This is a genomic window from Yoonia sp., from assembly GCF_042093035.1.
GTDB lineage: Bacteria > Pseudomonadota > Alphaproteobacteria > Rhodobacterales > Rhodobacteraceae > Yoonia.
Genome location: NZ_JBELFI010000047.1, coordinates 1 through 17,311 on the forward strand (window position 1 = coordinate 1; position 17,311 = coordinate 17,311).

The window sequence follows — 17,311 nt, forward strand, 5'->3', positions numbered from 1 at the left end:
CACGCAGGGGGGTTCAAAGACGACCCGCCATGTAGACGGATTGGCCGAGGCGCTGATGTATGACTATGACGAAAAACCTCGTCTGGTGCATCGTTTGGATAAAGACACCTCTGGCGTCTTGCTGCTGGCCCGCACGCGGATGATGGCCAAGCAATTGACCGAGAACCTCAAACACCGCGAAACCCGCAAGATCTATTGGGCCGCTGTTGCGGGTGTTCCGCATCCGCGTGCTGGCACGATCAAATATGGGCTGGTTAAGGCCCCCGGTCATGGCCGTGGTGGTGAGAATGAAAAGATGCGCTGCGTGCATCCGCGTGATGTGGACAGCACCGAGGGCGCGAAGCGCGCGACCTCTGACTATGCCGTGATGGATACGCTGGCCAGTCGCGCCGCTTGGTGTGCTTTGGTGCCGATCACAGGCCGGACCCACCAGTTGCGCGCGCATATGGCAGAGATCGGGCATCCCATTGTCGGCGATGGCAAATATGGTGGATCAGGCCAGGAAAACCTTGGCGATGGCTGGGGCGCTGGCATGGGCAGTGAGATTGGCCGCAAGCTGCATTTGCATGCCCGCAGTCTGACCATTGAACATCCCGCCACGGGTGCGACGCTGCATCTGACAGCGCCGCTGTCTGAGCATATGCAAAATACATGGGATTTCGTGGGCTGGGTTGTCGGCCACGCCCCTGTTGATCCGTTCAATATGCCCGATGAGTGATCTGCGACTGGTGATTTTTGACGTCGACGGCACGTTGGTCGACAGTCAGGCAGAGATTATGGCCGCGATGACGCTTGCTTTTGCCTCTGAAGCCATTGTGATGCCTGACCGCGAAGCTGTGCTTTCAATCGTCGGACTGTCCTTGGCAGAGGCCTTCACCATACTTTGTCCGCAGACGGATCAATCCCAGCGCGGGCGATTGGTCGAAGCCTATAAAGACGCTTTTGTCAGCCTGCGCAGTGAGAACAAGGAAATGGGTCCGCTGTTTCCCGGTGCGAAGTCCGCGATCGAAGAGCTGCAAGCGCAGGATCATACGCTCCTCGCTGTTGCGACCGGCAAATCACGTCGTGGATTGGACAAAGTGCTTGAGCGTCACGGGCTGACGGGTGTTTTCCACAGCGAACAAGTCGCAGACCACCACCCGTCCAAACCGAATCCTTCGATGATCTTGACGGCATTGAATGACACTGGCGTGCGGCCATCGCGGGCCGTGATGTTGGGTGATACGACCTACGACATGGACATGGCGCGGGCGGCGGGGATCAAGAAGATTGGCGTCACTTGGGGGTATCATGCCACCGAGACACTGAAGCCTGACGCGATGATCGAAACTTTTGCTGCGCTCTCGGGCGCTGTTGATGCGCTGATTGGGGCCTAGGAATGAGTGATTGGAAGCCCAAGAGATTTTGGAGAAAAGCGATAGCAGCCCAGACCGAGACCGGCTTCACGGTCCTGCTCGATACCCGTACCGTGCGCACGCCTGCCAAAGCCGCGCTGACGGTGCCAACCATGGCAATGGCAGAGGCGATTGCAGCGGAATGGGACGCGCAGGGCAAGTTGCTTGACCCCGCTACCATGCCTGTGACACGCGGTGCGAATGCCGCCATTGACAAAGTCAGTACCCAACGCGCAGAGGTCACAGCCCTCTTGGCAGAATATGGCGAAAGTGATTTGTTATGTTACCGTGCTGCAGGCCCGGAGGCGCTGATTGCGCAACAGGCGCAGGGCTGGGATCCGGTACTTGATTGGGCGGCTTCATCGCTGGATGCGCGGCTGTTTGTGGGGGAGGGCGTCATGCACGTCCCCCAAACCAGTCAGGCCTTGCAAAACCTGCGGGCAGCACTTGACGCCTTCGACAATTTTGAGCTGGCAGCAGCGCATGATTTGATCGCGATCTCTGGATCGCTGGTGCTTGCATTGGCTGTCACAAGAAACGCGTTGAGCGCGGACCAGGCATGGCAATTGTCGCGCATCGATGAGGACTGGCAGACATCACAGTGGGGCGAAGACGATGAGGCGACTAAAAGCGCTTTGGTCAAACAACAGGCGTTTTTGGACGCCGCGGCGTTCTACAACCTCTGCCAAGCCTAAACCGGTTGGTTCGTTTTCGGGCATTTACACGGTAAGTTGCCCAATTTCGCAGCGTTTCTTTGGGAATCAGGGGCCAATCCCCTTGACTCTCGCGGTCATAGAAAGAAGTTTCGGTGCATTGAGATGGTTTGATCCGTCTCTAATCATCTATCGTCTTTTCGGGACGGGATAATAATGGATCATCCTTGAAGGATGAAAACTCAGGAAGAGGTAAAAATGAAAACAACCGCACTTATCGGCGCACTGACTGTTGCTGGCCTTTCGGCTGGCATGGCATCCGCTGCGACACTCGAAGACGTGCAAGCACGTGGTGTACTGAACTGTGGCGTGACAACCGGTGTTGTCGGCTTCGCATCGCCAGACGAGAACGGCGTTTGGTCCGGTATCGACGTCAGCGTTTGCCGTGCTGTTGCTGCTGCAATCTTTGGCGACAACGACGCTGTCGAATTCATCCCAACAACTGCGAAAACACGCTTTACCGCGCTCGCTTCCGGCGAGATCGATATGTTGGCACGTAACACAACATGGACATTGAGCCGTGACGTTGACCTGAAATTCGAATTCACTGGCATCAACTACTATGATGGTCAGGGCTTCCTTGTCCCGGCTGAGCTTGGCGTGACATCCGCAACAGAGCTTGATGGCGCAACTGTCTGCATCCAGACAGGTACAACAACAGAGCTGAACCTGGCAGACTTCTTCCGTGCAAACGGCATGAGCTATCAGCCTGTTCCAATCGAAACAAACGCCGAAGCACAGCAGCAGTATGTTGCTGGTGCATGTGACGTCTACACGACAGACGCATCCGCACTTGCTTCGACACGTGCTTCTTTTGAAACACCAGGCGATCACGTCCTGTTGCCCGAAATCGTCTCCAAAGAGCCGCTCGGCCCATTGGTCCGTCACGGCGACAACGAGTGGGGCGACATTGTCCGTTGGACATTGAACGCACTGATTACAGCTGAAGAGCTGGGTGTGACGTCCGAAAACATCGAAGAACTGGCTGCCGCACCAACTGGCAACCCAGAAATCAACCGTCTTCTAGGTACAGAAGGTGAGCTGGGCGCAATGCTCGGTCTGCCAGCTGACTGGGCGAAGAACGCCATCATGTCCGATGGTAACTACGGTGAGATCTTCGAGAAGCACATCGGTGAAAACACACCAATCGGTCTGGCGCGCGGTCTGAACGCATTGTGGACAGAAGGTGGTCTGATCTACTCTCCTCCTTTCCGCTAGGATAGATACTTAAGACCTAAGGGCGCGGCGAAGGCCGCGCCCTTTCACCAACATCGACCAAAAAAATATCGATGCAATGCGAGCTGCATAAGTAGCCAAAACAAGCGTCGAACATAAACGGGGAAAACATATGTCGTCGATCACAGACCCGCCGGGGGATACCTTCCGCCTGTCGATGCTGATCAATGATACGCGTTACCGTTCGCTTACGTTTCAAGCGATCGCAGCTATCATTCTAGCACTTTCGATCTGGTATCTAGGCAACAACCTGATCCAGAACCTGCGCCAAGCTGGCCTGAACATCAGCTTTGACTTTCTAGGCTCGGTTTCCGGGTATGATATCAATCAGACACTCATTGAATACGATAGCCAATCAACGCATATGAGAGCCGCGATTGTTGGCGTGCTCAACACGCTGCTGGTCGCGTTCCTTGCTTGTGTCACTGCGACGGTCTTTGGCGTTTTCGCGGGCGTATTGCGTTTGTCGAACAACTGGCTCGTTTCCAAATTGATGGCCTTTTATGTTGAGATCTTCCGCAACATCCCTGTGCTGATCTGGATCATCATCATCTTCACAATCATGACGAGCGTGATGCCGTCACCACGGGCATTCCGGGGCGAAAACCCTGACGCGACAATGTTGTTTGATGCGGTCGCCTTTACCAACCGCGGTGTCTACATCCCCGCGCCGGTTTGGGGTGCGGGCTCTTTGATCGTGGTTCTGACATTCATCGCATCGGTCATCGGCATTTTCGCCTACCGCCGTTATGCGACAAAGACACTCTATGACACTGGCCGCCTGCTGCCGACATTCTGGCCAAGCGTGGGCTTGTTCTTTGTTCCTGCGATCGCGATGCATTTCATTATGGGCCAACCTGTCACATTGGATTACCCGGTGCTGGGCGGCTTCAACTTCGCTGGCGGCTTGCAGCTTGGTGGACCTTTGATTGCGCTCTGGTTTGCGTTGTCGATCTATACCGGTGCCTTTATCGCGGAAAACGTCCGTGCAGGCATTCAGGCTGTATCGAAAGGCCAGACTGAGGCGGCAGGCGCGCTCGGGATGCGCCCAGGCCGGATCATGTCTTTGGTGGTTTTACCGCAGGCGCTGCGTGTGATTATCCCGCCGCTGATTTCGCAATACCTGAATATCACCAAGAACTCTTCTCTGGCGATCGCTGTGGGTTATGCTGACGTCACAGCGACACTGGGTGGTATCACGCTGAACCAAACAGGTCGCGCGATTGAATCGGTTTTGCTGTTGATGCTGTTTTATCTCACGATTTCGCTGACGATTTCAGCTGTGATGAACATCTACAATAATTCGATCAAGCTGAAGGAGCGCTGATATGTCAGATACACAATCACATTCCGCTGCTTTTGTGCGCACTGAAACCCTTCCGCAACTGCCGCCTCCGGTGGCGGAGCGCGGGGCGATCAAATGGATTCGCGAAAAGCTGTTCGCGACGATCCCCAACGCGATCCTGACGCTTGTGTCGCTCTACGTGATATTCTCGGTCCTGTCCGGCGTGCTGCCCTGGATCTTCAACGGCGTCTGGAATGCTGGCAGCCTGTCTGAATGTCGCGAAATCCTCCAAGGGACAAGTGGTGCGTGCTTTGCTGTTCTGACAGAGCGTTGGCCGCAGTTGATCTTTGGTCTGGCTTATCCGTCCGAAGAATACTGGCGTCCGGGTTTGGCGTTCATCATGCTGTTCTTTGCAGCCGCACCGGTCATGTTCTTTGACTTGCCGCGCAAAATGCTGATTTTCACGGCGCTCTTTCCCTTTATCGCTTTCTGGCTGATCTGGGGTGGCACAATCCTTGCGCCGATCGTGGCTTTGATCGGTTTTGTCGGCGGCTACTACGTCTACCAACGTTTTGTGACCAACAGCTTTGCCGCTGGTTTCTTTGGCGGCGTTGTCGCCGCCGTGGTTATCTGGAGCATCGGTGGCGCATTGATCCCGGAAGGGGCCAGTGATAGCGCCATGCTGGTCGCCGTGCCAAGCCGTGATCTGGGTGGCTTTATGCTGAACCTGATGCTGGGTGTCACTTGTGTGTCTTTGTCGGTTCCGCTTGGGATTGTTCTCGCACTTGGACGTCAGTCCTCCATGCCGTTGATTAAATGGATCTGTGTGGTCTTCATCGAGTTCATTCGCGGTGTGCCTTTGATTACACTGCTGTTTGTGGCCTCGGTCATGCTGGCATATTTCTTCCCGCCAGAAAGCACAGTCGATCTGTTCTTGCGCGTTGTGATTATGATTACAATGTTCTCAGCCGCATATATCGCGGAGGTGATCCGGGGTGGTTTGGCAGCCTTGCCAAAGGGACAGTATGAAGCGGGTGACAGTCTGGGACTTGATTATGCGCAGTCGATGCGTCTCATTATCCTGCCACAGGCGTTGAAAATATCGATCCCTGGGATCGTAAACATCGCCGTGGGTCTGTTCAAGGATACGACACTGGTGTCCGTGATTTCGATGTTCGATATCGTCGGTATGATCCGTGGTCCAATTCTGTCGTCCTCTGACTGGATCGGCGTGTACTGGGAGCTTCTGGGCTTTGCCGCCTTGCTGTTTTTCATCACGTGCTACGGCATTTCACAATACTCACAATGGTTGGAGCGTAGGCTCGCAACCGACCATCGCTAAGGGAGGCTGAACGCATGGCCGAAGCAACACAACAAATGAAGGTCTCTGACGAGATTGCGATCACGATCGAGAACATGAACAAGTGGTACGGGTCGTTTCACGTGCTGCGTGACATCGACCTGACGGTTAATCAGGGCGAACGGATCGTTATTTGCGGACCGTCCGGTTCTGGCAAGTCCACGCTGATCCGCTGCATCAATGCATTGGAAGAGCACCAGCAGGGCAAGATCGAGGTGGACGGCACAGTATTGTCATCCGATCTCAAGAACATCGACAAGATCCGGTCAGAGGTCGGCATGTGCTTTCAGCACTTTAACCTTTTTCCGCATCTCACGATCCTTGAGAACTGCACGCTTGCACCGATCTGGGTGCGTAAGACTCCGAAGCGCGAAGCTGAAGAAACGGCGATGCATTTCCTTGAAAAGGTGAAGATCCCCGATCAGGCGAATAAATATCCCGGCCAGCTATCGGGTGGTCAGCAGCAGCGTGTGGCGATTGCCCGTTCGCTTTGCATGAAGCCGCGGATCATGTTGTTCGACGAACCTACATCGGCGCTTGACCCTGAGATGATTAAGGAAGTTCTCGACACGATGATCGAGCTTGCCGAAGAGGGCATGACAATGCTTTGCGTGACCCATGAGATGGGCTTCGCCCGTCAGGTGGCGAACCGCGTGATCTTCATGGACCAAGGTCAGATCGTTGAACAAAACGAGCCGGAAGAGTTCTTTAACAATCCAAAGTCCGACCGGACACAGTTGTTCCTGAGCCAGATATTGGGTCACTAAGACTTACGAAGACTGCGAATGGGCCTCAGCATTGCTGGGGCCTTTTTCTTTTCTGCCCCGCGGTCTATTCGATATCGTGCGTGCTGGTTCCGATCAGGTCGCGTGGCACGATGAAATCGACGCAAGTGCCTGCGCGCGGCGCGACCTCATCCGCAAAATCAATCACAGTCGTCGCACATGTCGGATAATCGCTGAACCGACGATGCTCCGGTGCCGCATTCACCAAAGCGTTCGCAAAAATGCCAAGCCCGGGGTTATGTCCAATCACAGCGACCGTATGTGCAGTTTGCTTTTGTACCAACTCAAGAATTGTGTCTGGCGCGGCATGATAGAGCTTTTCCAGAAGTTGGGGCGCCATCTGAGGAAGCGCCAATTCCGCGGTTTCGCGCGTGCGTGCCGCGTCAGAACACAAAAGCACCTCTGGCAGATACCCTTTTTCGGCCAACCAAGCGCCAATCGCTTGCGCCGAAGTACGCCCGCGCTTGTTGAGGACCCGCGCATGGTCGTCGCCATAAGGATCATCCCAACTGGATTTTGCATGGCGGATCAGGATCAGGCGTTTCGTCATAGGAAGGCCTCCATATGGAATGCGGCTTGGGCGGGCAGGCGGTTGGTTTGGCCTACTGGACAGGCGCGGCGCGCACGGCAGCCTTTGGTCCGGCAATCAAGGCCCGCAGGCGATGTGACGTGGGCTTTGCAAGCTTCTACGTTGTAGCCGTCCTCAAACGCGTTGACAGGGCAAGCTGTTGCACAGGGTTGGTTTGGGCATGTCAGGCAGGGTTGCTCTGCGTTTGTTTCCTGCGCTGCGCCGCCCCAGCGAATGGCACCGCGGAAGGATACGAAAAGCCCGGCTTCATCGTGTACAAGGAAGTTAATCGGTGAGGCCCAGAACCGCCCTGATGTCTTTGCCCATGTGAAAAACGGCGCATAGGGTGGGCCGCCAAATGGAAACAGGGGTTCAGCGCCCAATCTGTTTGCCACGCCGGTCAGCACACGCCGCGACCAGCGATCCAGCGGATCCGGACGCCCGTCCTTGTTTTCAGTGGAAGCCGCAAAAATCGGCCAGAATGCGGGCTCGTCCGGCCCAATTAGGGTGATAACCAGGTCATCATCAGGACAATCGCCCAAAATGCGCAACCCGACCGGGGTCAGAAGCGCCTTCAGGGCGTCACGCGTCAAGCGCGCGCCCGGCGGATCAGGGAGCCAGCACCGTGATCTGTAAAGAGCTCAAGCAGACAGGCATTCGGCGCACGTCCGTCAAGAATGACGACGGCGCGCACACCATCGTTCATGGCGGCAAGAGCTGTCTCCGTCTTGGGGATCATGCCGCCAGCAATCGTGCCATCCGCGATCAGATCGGGAATGGCTTTGGGGTCAATCTCTGTCAGGACTTTGCCTGATTTGTCTTTCACACCCTCCACATCCGTGAGCAACAGTAAACGATCCGCTTTGAGAGCGCCCGCGATTGCACCAGCGGCAGTGTCGCCGTTCATATTGAACGTCTCACCGCCGCGGCCCATTCCCAAGGGCGCAATAACAGGGATCGCGTCTGCGGCGTGCAAGTCGCGCAAGATCTGGGGGTTTACGGCAACAGGGGTGCCAACGAAGCCGAGGGACGGGTCAGTCTGCTCGCAAATGACCAAGCTGGCGTCCTTGCCCGAAAGGCCAACGGCTTTGCCGCCTTCTTCGCAGATCGCCTGCACAAGCCGGTTGTTGACTTGCCCTGACAAGACCATTTCCACTACGTCCATGGTCGCCTGATCTGTCACCCGTTTGCCATTCACGAAGTCCGACTTGATATCCAGCTTGTCCAGCAACTTGTTAATCATCGGACCACCGCCATGCACGACAACAGGGTTCAGGCCCACTTGCCGCATCAAGACGACATCGCGGGCGAAGCTGCGCATCGCCTCATCGCTGCCCATCGCATGGCCGCCAAGTTTGATGACAATTGTCGCACCTGCATAGCGTTGCATATAAGGCAGGGCCTGGCTGAGCGTGGCGGCGGTTGCGATCCAGTCACGGTTCATATCGTCTGTCCTTGTCTTCATGAAATGCCTGCGATGACGGCCCGCAATGTGGGGATGCCTTCGCCCTTCTCAGATGAGGTCAGTATGATCTCCGGGAAGGCGGCAGGGTGCTTTGCCAATGCGGCGCGGGTCGTATCAAGGGCGCTTTGCAAGGCGCCCCCTTTGAGCTTGTCGACCTTTGTCATCACCACCTGGAAAGTGACGGCGGAACTATCAAGCAGCGACATGATTTCTTCGTCGACGGCCTTGGCGCCATGACGCGCGTCTATCAATACAAAGACCCGGCGCAGGGTCTGACGGCCCGACAGATATTGTTTGAGCAGCCTTTGCCACTTCTCGACCACTGCAACAGGCGCGTTGGCAAAGCCATAACCGGGCAGGTCAACCACATAGAATTCTCCCGCGGTGAAGAAGTTGATTTCCTGTGTGCGGCCCGGTGTGTTGGAGGCCCGGGCGAGGCCCTTGCGACCGGTCAGCGCATTAATCAGTGATGATTTTCCGACATTTGAGCGCCCGGCAAAGCAGACTTCGACCCGGTCAGCAGGCGGCAGGCCGTCCATGGCGACCACGCCTTTGACAAAGTCGGTCTCGCCCGCGAACAAGAGCCGCCCTTTTTCAAGCGCGGCCTGATCTGGCATATCTACTTCGGGAAAGCGCATTTCCATATTCAAAGAACCTCGACCCTATCTTTTAAAGTGACCTTACCGCCCTTGTTCACGGTGGCATAGACGCCAAAATATTGGTGACCCCAACCGTTGCGCAAGGTCCGCAAACTCTGTCCACCTTGCACTGGCCTGATGCCGGGCAGGGCAATGTATGTTTGCACGGTTCAGGGCGGCATCGCCAAGAAGGCGCGTCTTACCGGCCGAAGTCAGAAATGCCGCCACGATGCAGCGACATTGACCGCTTTCCTACTTGTCTTTTTTGTTGTCAGTCTCAGCCGCAGCAGCAGCCCGCCTTTTTTTCAGGCTTGCCTTGATATTCCCAAACACATCAGGCTTGGAGCCGTGGCTGCGCATAATCAGATACTGCTGCGTGAACGTGATGACGTTGTTGGCAATCCAGTAAAGAACCAGTCCAGATGCAAAAGACCCCAGCATGAACATGAATACCCAAGGCATCCAGGCAAATATCATCTGCTGTGTCGGATCCGTTGGGGCCGGGTTCAGCTTTTGCTGGAGCCACATCGAAACGCCCAGAAGGATTGGGAGAATACCGATAAACATCAGTGAAAGGATCGAGCCCGGCTCTGGGGATGCGTAGGGCAGCAAACCAAAAAGGTTGATGAAGGAGGACGGATCCGGCGCTGACAGGTCTTTGATCCAACCGATCCATGGTGCATGCCGCAATTCGATCGTGACAAAAATCACCTTATAGAGCGAGAAGAAGATCGGAATCTGCAACAGGATCGGCAAACAACCCGCGGCGGGGTTCACCTTGTTATCCTTGTAGAGCTTCATCAGGCCCTGCTGCATCGCCTGCTTGTCGTCGCCCGCACGCTCCTTGAGCTTTTCCATCTCTGGCTGGAGCTCTTTCATCCGCGCCATCGACACATAAGATTTATACGCCAGCGGCAGCACGATGATTTTGAGGATCACGGTCAGCATCAGGATCGACCAGCCCATATTGCCGATATAGACATTGAGATAGTGCAGCAGCGCGAAGATCGGCTTGGTCAGGAAGAAAAACCAGCCCCAGTCAATGCTGTCGAGGAAACCACCGACGCCTTCCTCCTGCTCGTAGTTCCGGATCGCTTCCCATTCCTTTGCCCCGGCAAAAAGCTGTGTGGTGATGGTTGCGGTTTCGCCAGGTGCCACAGTTTCGATGGGCATCACGGCCTCAACCTGGAACAGGTCCAGGCCGTCAAAATACTTTGAGGTTGAACGGAACGGTGCGTCCTGATTGGGAATCAGTGTCGTCATCCAGTAGTGGTCCGTGTAGCCGATCCAGCCGGACTGGCTCACGTCAAGGCGTTCAGCCTGCGTGCGTTCGCGCGGGTCAACGGCATAGTCGGTGATGTCGCCATAGCCAGTTTCTTCCAATTCGCCGTCGGTCATACGGACCAGGCCTTCGTGCAGGATGAAAAAGTTCTTGAGATCATCAGGCTGACCATGGCGGCGCAAAAGCCCGTAGGGTCGTGCTGAAATTGGTGCGGCGCCGGTGTTTTCGACGCTTTGCGCGAAGCTGAACATGAACGCGTCGTCAACTGATATTTCCGTGCGGAAGATTTGTCCCGCGCCGTTGTCCCAAGCAATAGTCACCGGACTTGTCGCGGTGAGGGTATTGCCGCTTTCCAGTGACCAGATGGTATCGGGGCCGGGAACAGAACTGGCGTCCAGACCGTCTGTCGCGGTCCAGCCAAAGGTCGCAAAATATGCACCAAACTCACCAACCGGGCGCAGCAAACGAACCACATCGGCGTCTTTTTCGATTGTTTCGCGGTATTGCGTCAGTGCCAGATCATCGATGCGACCACCCTGAAGGGAAATCGAGCCGCTGAATTCGTCGGTTTCAATGGCTATACGGGCGGCCTCTGTTTCGGGTTGGGCGTCCTCACGCGGCGCTGTCAGAGCAGGGGTCGCAGGGTCGGCCGCAGGCAAGGTTGCGTCCTCTGCCACAATCGTGGTTTCGGCCACCGGATCAATGGGCAAATCCTCTGGCGGGAACAGCGTTGTCCAACCCACGATGACGGCAAAGCTAAGCACTGTTGCCAAGATCAGGTTCTTGTTCTGGTCGTTCATCTGAAACCGCCCGTTTGCCTTAGAAACTCTGTGGGTTCTTCAACCTGTCGAGGGCGGAAAGGTCAAGTCGTTTTCCCGTTTTTGGGCGGTTTGAAGCAGTCTTGTGATGGGTTTGGGGTGTCGCTGGAAAGTGGCTCAGGAATTCGCCTTATCCAAATAGCGCAAGCGGGTTTTCTCAAAGGCCTCGCGCAGCCTTGGATCATTGCGCGTCAAGGCCGCGATCTCTTGCTTGAATTCATCTTCTTGGCGACCAAAGAAGTCCTTGGCCGCCTGTTCCGGCGTCATTGAATGAGATGGGTCGGTCATGCGCGGCGTACCTCTTGCTGGCCGCGTGATATCAGCCTGGCGGTCACAATACCAGCGTTCTGCATGGCGCGCGCGGTTTTGTGCCGACGCCGGACAGACGGCTTAAAGCTTGTCGCGCAGACTGTACCAGAGCATTGCCAGCACCAGCAAAGGCTGGCGCATCATCGTGCCGCCCGGAAATGCGGGTGTCGGGATTTTGGCCATCACGTCAAAACGCTCGGCCTGCCCGGCGATAGCATCGGCTGCGATTTGTCCCGAAAGTGTACCCAGTGCGACACCTGCGCCGGAGAAGCCCGACATGGTCAGAATATTGCCCGTAAGCCTTTCGTAATGCGGCAGGCGGTTCATGGTAATCGCAAGCGTGCCGCCCCACGCGTGTTCGATCTCGACGTCGTTGAGTTGCGGGAAAATTTCCGACAAAGGTTTGCGCACAGCGCCAGCGATGTCCTTGGGAAACTTGTAGCCATAGCTTTCAGTGCCACCGAAAAGCAGGCGGTGATCGTCGGAAAACCGAAAGTAGTTGACGACGAACTTGCCATCAGTAACGGCATAATTGTTGCGGATAAGGTCCTCTTGCTGTGCGGGGTCCATCGGTTTTGTCGAGACGATGTAATTGTTGATCGGCATCACACGCTGCGCGACGCGCGGTTGCAGATTGCCCAAATACCCATTGCAGCCAAGCACGACATAGCGCGCGCTAATTTCCGCGTCCGCCGTCGTGATGATTGCAGGGTCGCCTTTCGTGATGTCATCCACCTTTGATTGCTCAAAGACGCGCACGCCTGCGTTTACGGCCAGGCGGGTCAACCCCAAAACCAACGCAAGCGGATTCACATGGCCCGACCCCATGTTCAGCGATCCACCGTGATAGGCGGGTGAATTCACCAGATGGCGGCATTCGTCTGCATCAAGCGTACAAGCGTCGTGAAAATCGTATTTGGTCGCCAGATGCTCGACATAGGCGTGGTAATCGGGTACATCCCGTTTGCGGTGTGCGGCCTCGATGATCCCGTCGTGAAATGCTGTGTCGACCTCATCCTTCTTGCAAAGCGTACGCACCAGATCAACCGCCTGCGCGCCGATATCCCAAAGTTCGCGCGCGTGAGCATCGCCAAGTTTTGCTTCCAATTCATTCTGCTCGCGGCGTTGACCTTTAATGACCTGCCCGCCGTTGCGCCCTGATGCGCCAAAACCCACGCGTTGGGCATCAAGCACAATGACATCGTAACCACGCAAAGCCAGATGATAGGCGGTCGACATGCCGGTAAAGCCGGCGCCCACGACGCAGACATCACATCTCAGAGCCCCTTTGGCCGATGGGAACGGGTCGAGTTGCCGGGCGGTCTGCGCATAATAGGAGGCAGGATATGCGCCTTGCCGATCATTCGCGGTGAGCAGGTCCATCAGTCAGCCCGCGACCATCAGCCCGTCAGCTTTGACTTTCGCGTAAGCTTCATCCAGCGATACCGTTGCGCGCGCGATCAGGATGTCGATCTCATCGCAGGTGATTGTCAGTGGAGGTGATATTATCATCCGGTCGCCGACACTGCGCATGATGATGTTGTTGGCAAAACAGCGGTCCCGGCAAATGAACCCGACGGTGCCTTCTTTGGCCGCAAAGGACGCGCGCGTTGTCTTGTCCGGCATCAGCGCGATGGAGCCCATCATGCCGATTATTTTGGCCTCCCCTACCAATGGATGATCGGCCAAAGCTTCCCATTTCTTGCGCAGATAGGGGGCGGTCACATCGCGGACCGTCTCGATGATCTTCTCCTCCTCCAGAATCCGCAGGTTTTCCAGCGCGACAGCGCAAGCGACAGGATGACCTGCGTAGGTATAGCCATGGTTCACGTCTACAGCGCGCAAGACATCGGCGATGCGGTCGGACAGGATTGACGCCCCTATTGGCACATAGCCAGAGCTGAGCCCCTTTGCGACGGTGATGATGTCTGGTTCGATACCCAACGTCTGACATCCGAACCAGTTGCCAGTACGACCGAAACCGCAAATGACTTCATCCGCAATCAGCAAAATGTCATATTTCTTGCAGATGCGCTGGATTTCAGGCCAGTAGGCTTCAGGAGGGATGATAACGCCGCCTGCGCCTTGAACGGGTTCCGCGATGAACGCCGCGACCTTTTGCGGACCAACTTCCCTGATCTTCGCTTCAAGCTGCTGGGCGCGTTCAAGACCGAAGTCCTCAGGTGACATATCGCCACCTTCGGCCCACCAGTGGGGTTGATCGATGAATTCAATGCCCGGAATAGGCAGGGTGCCCTGGGCGTGCATACCTTTCATGCCACCAAGCGACGCGCCCGCAACGGTCGAGCCGTGATAGGCATTCCACCGCGAGATAATCACATCGCGTTCGGGCTGCCCCTTTTCGGCCCAATAGGTCCGGGCCATGCGCAGGTTGGTATCGTTGGCTTCAGACCCGCCGCTTGCGAAGAACACAGTATTGAGATCGGCTGGTGCCAGTTCGGCAAGTTTCCTGGCAAGCATCAACGCGGGGACGTGCGTCGTTTTGAAAAAAGTATTGTAATACGGAAGTTCGCGCATCTGCCGGGCAGCAGCATCGGCCAACTCATCGCGACCATAGCCGATGTTCACACACCAGAGCCCCGCCATCGCGTCGATAATGTCATGCCCCTCACTGTCCTTCAGCCAAACCCCCTTGGCAGAGGTGATGACCCGTGGACCTTCTTCTGCCAAGGCATTGTTGTGCGAGAACGGATGCATGTGATGGGCGGAATCAATCGCCTGCAATTCGTCAGTCGGCGGGTAGTTTGCAAGAACGTTCATGGTGACCTCTCGGCGGGGATTGATGGTAGACTGGGGTGAAAAACGGTTTTTTGGGATATTTTGATCAAATTTAAGCGCGACGTCAATATTCTCGAAACAGCCCAATCCTTGGGCGCATTGCACGATTATTCTGCAAGGGTCTGGCGGACGAAATTGGTGCCTTGACGGATGTCTTCGGCGATCGCATCACGGACTTTTTCGGGGTTCTTGTCGCGCAATGCGGCCGTGGCGGCGCGGTGATGATCGACAAGATTTGCGGTGCCATACCGCCCGCAGACAACACGCAACGACGGGCCAACGCGCAGCCACAAACCATCGGCAATACGTCGGAGTATGCCCGCGTCCGCGGCATCATAAAGGGTGAAGTGAAAGCGGTAATTGGCCTCCAGGTAGCTGCGGATATCACCTGTTTGAATGGCGTCATCAATGCGGGCGTCGATACGTTCCAGTTCATCTATCATGTTGATATCAAAAAGATTAGCTGCCGTTTCTGCCAACTCAGGTTCAACCGTCTGCCGCACAATCGCGATCTGGTCGAGCCGGTGTGCCGTCATTTCGGGCACAACGATTCGCCGGTTCTCCAGCGTGGCGAGCGCCCCTTCGGCGCATAATCTGCGGATCGCTTCACGCACCGGGGTCACGCCGGTGTTGATTGTGTCGGCAAGCCCTTGGATTGTCACCGGTTGGCCGGGGACGACTTCGCCAAAAAGGATCATATCTTTAATGGTTTGATAGATCGTCTCGTGTTCTGGGCGCTTGGTCGCCATTTGGTTCATTGTGCATGTTCCCCCTCGTTTCGGTACATTTCCATGCGATGCCTATCTTGTCAAAACCTATCAAATTATCACATTCTATTTGCAAACGGCTATCTTTTGAACAAAGCTGCGATCCATGAAATGAAAATCTCAGGGGAGATATGACATGCGCATGATAAAAACGAGCGCCATTCTGGCGGCAGCGGTGGCGACCGCGCAGGCTGGCTGGGCCCAGGAAGTACGGGTTTACAACTGGTCCGACTATATTGACGAAGATCTTCTGACGAAGTTTGAGGAAGAAACCGGCTATGAACTGATCTACGACGTCTTTGACAGCAACGAAGTGTTGGAAACCAAGCTACTCGCGGGTGGCTCCGGCTATGATGTCGTGGTGCCGACGGGGAGTTTCCTACAGCGACAGATCGCGGCGGGTGCATTTCAGGAGCTTGATAAATCAAAGCTCAGCAACATCGGGAACCTTTGGGACGTGGTGCAAGCGCGGACCGAAACCTATGACCCCGGTGGCAGCTATTCGATCAACTACATGTGGGGCACGACAGGTATCGGCGTGAATGTCGAAAAAGTGACAGAAATCCTTGGTGAGGATGCGCCCATCACGTCACTTGATCTGATATTTGATCCTGCCAACATGGAAAAGCTGGCGGCTTGCGGTGTGCAATTCCTTGATGCGCCGGCCGAGATCATTCCAGCGGCACTGCAATATATCGGCGAAGACCCCGATGCCAAGGATGAGGAAACACTCGCCAAAGCGGAACCCGTTTTGCAGGCTGTGCGTCCGTATGTGCAAAAGTTCCACAGCTCAGAATATATCTCGGCGTTGGCAAACGGTGACATCTGCGTAGCATTCGGATGGTCCGGGGACATCTTGCAATCGCGTGACCGCGCTTTCGAGGCCGACAACGGTGTGGAAGTAGCCTACAACCCTCCTGCTGAGGGGGCATTGATGTGGTTTGACCAAATGGCGATTCCTGTCGACGCGCCCAATGTCGAAGGCGCACATGCTTTTCTGAATTTCATTCTGGATGCTGAAAACATGGCGCAAGCTTCGAACTACGTCTACTACGCCAACGGCAATGCGGCCTCTATCCCGCTCTTGGCTGAGGATGTGATCGGCGATCCGGCGATCTATCCAGATGAGGCGACGCTCAAGACCCTCTATACAACCACACCCTATGAGGCGCGTGCGCAGCGTTTCGTTACACGGATGTGGACACGGGTGAAGTCTGGCACATAAGATAGTCCATCCCCGGCCTGCGAGAGTGGGCCGGGGGCGACAATGCCCGATTTTCGCCCACGCCGGAGACACCGAACCAAATGCCTGAAAACGTCTTTGCGCCTTGGACCGATCCGCAACAAAAGCCGATTATCCAGTTTCAACATGTTACCAAACGCTTTGGCGACTTCACGGCGATAGATGATCTGAGCATCGACATTTACGAACAGGAATTCTTTGCCCTGCTTGGCCCATCTGGCTGTGGCAAAACGACGATGATGCGGATGCTGGCAGGCTTTGAGACCCCAACATCAGGCACGATCATGCTGGACGGTAAAGACATTTCTGCAGTGCCACCCAACAAGCGCAGCGTGAACATGATGTTTCAGTCCTATGCCTTGTTCCCGCATCTGACCGTTTCAGAAAATATCGCCTTTGGTTTGAGGCGCGGCAATATGCCAAAGGACCAAATCGCCGACCGCGTCAATGAGATGTTGCGGTTGGTTCAGATCGAAAGGTTCGCCAACCGCAAACCCGACCAGATTTCCGGCGGTCAAAAACAGCGTGTCGCTTTGGCGCGCGCATTGGCGAAGGCGCCGAAACTGCTGTTGTTGGATGAGCCGCTCTCGGCGCTGGATAAAAAGCTGCGCCAGGACACGCAGTTTGAGCTGATGGATATTCAGGAAAA

General features: G+C 55.7%; 18 protein-coding genes. 9 read left to right on the forward strand and 9 right to left on the reverse strand.

Annotated features, from left to right (window positions below):
* From ACFDSS_RS07905 to ACFDSS_RS07935, 7 genes are all read left to right on the forward strand, one after another.
* A partial coding sequence (locus tag ACFDSS_RS07905; protein ID WP_375255221.1) for an RluA family pseudouridine synthase occupies positions 1–718 on the forward strand: 718 nt, incomplete at its 5' end.
* Positions 711–1,376: an HAD-IA family hydrolase gene (locus ACFDSS_RS07910; RefSeq protein ID WP_375255222.1), complete on the forward strand. Its 666-nt coding sequence runs from the start codon at positions 711–713 to the stop codon at positions 1,374–1,376. The genes ACFDSS_RS07905 and ACFDSS_RS07910, both read left to right, overlap by 8 nt.
* A 2-nt stretch (positions 1,377–1,378) precedes the next feature.
* Positions 1,379–2,089 carry an ATP12 family chaperone protein gene (locus ACFDSS_RS07915; protein ID WP_375255223.1) on the forward strand — a complete coding sequence of 237 codons (711 nt, stop codon included), beginning with the start codon at positions 1,379–1,381 and terminating at the stop codon, positions 2,087–2,089.
* A 216-nt stretch (positions 2,090–2,305) separates the two neighbouring features.
* Positions 2,306–3,325: an amino acid ABC transporter substrate-binding protein gene (locus ACFDSS_RS07920; protein WP_375255224.1), complete on the forward strand. Its 1,020-nt coding sequence runs from the start codon at positions 2,306–2,308 to the stop codon at positions 3,323–3,325.
* Positions 3,326–3,455: 130 nt separating this feature from the next.
* On the forward strand, positions 3,456–4,670 hold the full coding sequence (locus ACFDSS_RS07925; protein WP_375255225.1) for an amino acid ABC transporter permease: 1,215 nt from the start codon (positions 3,456–3,458) through the stop codon (positions 4,668–4,670).
* 1 nt (position 4,671) lies between these two features.
* A complete protein-coding gene (locus tag ACFDSS_RS07930) occupies positions 4,672–5,970 on the forward strand; it encodes an amino acid ABC transporter permease (RefSeq protein WP_375255226.1) in 1,299 nt (432 codons plus the stop codon).
* Positions 5,971–5,984: 14 nt separating this feature from the next.
* Positions 5,985–6,755, forward strand: coding sequence for an amino acid ABC transporter ATP-binding protein (locus ACFDSS_RS07935; protein WP_375255227.1), 771 nt, complete (start codon positions 5,985–5,987; stop codon positions 6,753–6,755).
* 64 nt (positions 6,756–6,819) lie between these two features.
* Here ACFDSS_RS07935 and ACFDSS_RS07940 read toward each other — a convergent pair whose 3' ends face one another.
* The 9 genes from ACFDSS_RS07940 to ACFDSS_RS07980 all read right to left on the reverse strand — a co-directional run bounded on the left by ACFDSS_RS07940 (position 6,820) and on the right by ACFDSS_RS07980 (position 15,410).
* The gene (locus ACFDSS_RS07940) at positions 6,820–7,323 is read right to left on the reverse strand and encodes a histidine phosphatase family protein (protein ID WP_375255228.1); all 504 of its coding nucleotides are present in this window, start codon (positions 7,321–7,323) and stop codon (positions 6,820–6,822) included.
* Positions 7,320–7,934, reverse strand: coding sequence for a ferredoxin (locus ACFDSS_RS07945; protein ID WP_375255229.1), 615 nt, complete (start codon positions 7,932–7,934; stop codon positions 7,320–7,322). Before ACFDSS_RS07945 ends, ACFDSS_RS07940 begins: the two co-directional genes overlap by 4 nt.
* Positions 7,931–8,785, reverse strand: a complete 855-nt coding sequence (argB, locus tag ACFDSS_RS07950; RefSeq protein ID WP_375255230.1) for an acetylglutamate kinase — start codon at positions 8,783–8,785, stop codon at positions 7,931–7,933. The genes ACFDSS_RS07945 and argB overlap by 4 nt, the downstream gene beginning before the upstream one ends.
* 17 nt (positions 8,786–8,802) lie before the next feature.
* On the reverse strand, positions 8,803–9,450 hold the full coding sequence (gene yihA, locus ACFDSS_RS07955; RefSeq protein ID WP_375255231.1) for a ribosome biogenesis GTP-binding protein YihA/YsxC: 648 nt from the start codon (positions 9,448–9,450) through the stop codon (positions 8,803–8,805).
* A 246-nt stretch (positions 9,451–9,696) separates the two neighbouring features.
* The gene (gene yidC / locus ACFDSS_RS07960) at positions 9,697–11,526 is read right to left on the reverse strand and encodes a membrane protein insertase YidC (protein ID WP_375255232.1); all 1,830 of its coding nucleotides are present in this window, start codon (positions 11,524–11,526) and stop codon (positions 9,697–9,699) included.
* 135 nt (positions 11,527–11,661) lie between these two features.
* On the reverse strand, positions 11,662–11,832 hold the full coding sequence (locus tag ACFDSS_RS07965) for a hypothetical protein (protein WP_375255233.1): 171 nt from the start codon (positions 11,830–11,832) through the stop codon (positions 11,662–11,664).
* A 102-nt stretch (positions 11,833–11,934) separates the two neighbouring features.
* The gene (locus tag ACFDSS_RS07970; protein WP_375255234.1) at positions 11,935–13,236 is read right to left on the reverse strand and encodes an NAD(P)/FAD-dependent oxidoreductase; all 1,302 of its coding nucleotides are present in this window, start codon (positions 13,234–13,236) and stop codon (positions 11,935–11,937) included.
* 3 nt (positions 13,237–13,239) lie between these two features.
* Positions 13,240–14,634 carry an aspartate aminotransferase family protein gene (locus tag ACFDSS_RS07975; RefSeq protein ID WP_375255235.1) on the reverse strand — a complete coding sequence of 465 codons (1,395 nt, stop codon included), beginning with the start codon at positions 14,632–14,634 and terminating at the stop codon, positions 13,240–13,242.
* Positions 14,635–14,759: 125 nt separating this feature from the next.
* Complete coding sequence (locus ACFDSS_RS07980) at positions 14,760–15,410, reverse strand: GntR family transcriptional regulator (protein ID WP_375255236.1); 651 nt, start codon at positions 15,408–15,410, stop codon at positions 14,760–14,762.
* A gap of 151 nt (positions 15,411–15,561) precedes the next feature.
* Here ACFDSS_RS07980 and ACFDSS_RS07985 point away from each other — a divergent pair, with 151 nt between their 5' ends.
* Positions 15,562–16,644 (forward strand): polyamine ABC transporter substrate-binding protein, encoded by a 1,083-nt coding sequence (locus tag ACFDSS_RS07985; protein ID WP_375255238.1) that lies wholly within the window; start codon positions 15,562–15,564, stop codon positions 16,642–16,644.
* 80 nt (positions 16,645–16,724) lie between these two features.
* The coding region (locus ACFDSS_RS07990; RefSeq protein WP_375255237.1) for an ABC transporter ATP-binding protein at positions 16,725–17,311 on the forward strand (587 nt) is incomplete at its 3' end.

Excerpts from the sequence above, each read along its gene's own strand:
- ACFDSS_RS07910 (WP_375255222.1), top strand. The coding sequence starts at position 711 with ATGAGTGATCTGCGACTGGTGATTTTTGACGTCGACGGCACGTTGGTC.
- ACFDSS_RS07915 (WP_375255223.1), top strand. The coding sequence starts at position 1,379 with ATGAGTGATTGGAAGCCCAAGAGATTTTGGAGAAAAGCGATAGCAGCC.
- ACFDSS_RS07920 (WP_375255224.1), top strand. The coding sequence starts at position 2,306 with ATGAAAACAACCGCACTTATCGGCGCACTGACTGTTGCTGGCCTTTCG.
- ACFDSS_RS07925 (WP_375255225.1), top strand. The coding sequence starts at position 3,456 with ATGTCGTCGATCACAGACCCGCCGGGGGATACCTTCCGCCTGTCGATG.
- ACFDSS_RS07930 (WP_375255226.1), top strand. The coding sequence starts at position 4,672 with ATGTCAGATACACAATCACATTCCGCTGCTTTTGTGCGCACTGAAACC.
- ACFDSS_RS07935 (WP_375255227.1), top strand. The coding sequence starts at position 5,985 with ATGGCCGAAGCAACACAACAAATGAAGGTCTCTGACGAGATTGCGATC.
- ACFDSS_RS07940 (WP_375255228.1), bottom strand. The coding sequence starts at position 7,323 with ATGACGAAACGCCTGATCCTGATCCGCCATGCAAAATCCAGTTGGGAT.
- argB (WP_375255230.1), bottom strand. The coding sequence starts at position 8,785 with ATGAACCGTGACTGGATCGCAACCGCCGCCACGCTCAGCCAGGCCCTG.
- yihA (WP_375255231.1), bottom strand. The coding sequence starts at position 9,450 with ATGGAAATGCGCTTTCCCGAAGTAGATATGCCAGATCAGGCCGCGCTT.
- yidC (WP_375255232.1), bottom strand. The coding sequence starts at position 11,526 with ATGAACGACCAGAACAAGAACCTGATCTTGGCAACAGTGCTTAGCTTT.
- ACFDSS_RS07965 (WP_375255233.1), bottom strand. The coding sequence starts at position 11,832 with ATGACCGACCCATCTCATTCAATGACGCCGGAACAGGCGGCCAAGGAC.
- ACFDSS_RS07970 (WP_375255234.1), bottom strand. The coding sequence starts at position 13,236 with ATGGACCTGCTCACCGCGAATGATCGGCAAGGCGCATATCCTGCCTCC.
- ACFDSS_RS07975 (WP_375255235.1), bottom strand. The coding sequence starts at position 14,634 with ATGAACGTTCTTGCAAACTACCCGCCGACTGACGAATTGCAGGCGATT.
- ACFDSS_RS07980 (WP_375255236.1), bottom strand. The coding sequence starts at position 15,410 with ATGAACCAAATGGCGACCAAGCGCCCAGAACACGAGACGATCTATCAA.
- ACFDSS_RS07985 (WP_375255238.1), top strand. The coding sequence starts at position 15,562 with ATGATAAAAACGAGCGCCATTCTGGCGGCAGCGGTGGCGACCGCGCAG.